The 458-nt window shown below is 50.9% G+C and carries 1 protein-coding gene; it reads left to right on the top strand.

Going from position 1 to position 458, the window contains the following annotated elements; all coding sequences use genetic code 11:
* Positions 1 to 258 precede the first annotated feature (258 nt).
* On the top strand, positions 259 to 458 hold a 200-nt coding region (locus NE664_13880), incomplete at its 3' end, for an LON peptidase substrate-binding domain-containing protein (protein ID MCQ4727723.1).

Below are 458 nucleotides of genomic sequence, written 5' to 3'. Positions count from 1 at the left end.
GGCTGTCGTGAACAAAGAGGGAGAGCCGGAGATCATCTACAGAGATACGACGGTGCCCAGAAAATCCCTGGCACAGAAACTGAGAAAAGATAAGACAGGCGAGATTGCATAGGATCCAGAGAAAGTTCGGAAAGGTGTTACAGCAGGAAGAACTGCTGCAGCACCTTTCCTTATTTCCGCAGGCAGCGAGCCAAACGGACGCGCGGGCAGAAAGTCAGATGGGCCCGTCCGTTCTGTCGGGATGCAAAGGAGAGAAAAATGGAAGATAAGACAATAACGATGCCGGTCATTGCTTTGCGTGGCATGACTGTCCTTCCTAAAATGATGATACATTTCGATATCAGCCGCAGTAAATCCATCGCGGCTGTGGAGAAGGCGATGATCGGAGACCAGAAAGTCTGCCTCGTTACCCAGAAGAACAGCGAGGAAGCAGATCCGGGAATCGATGAGCTCTATCA

Source organism: Anaerotignum faecicola (genome assembly GCA_024460105.1).
Taxonomy (GTDB): Bacteria; Bacillota; Clostridia; order Lachnospirales; family Anaerotignaceae; genus JANFXS01.
Note: the sequence above shows the minus strand (reverse complement) of the source record. Positions and strands in the feature narration are given on the sequence as shown.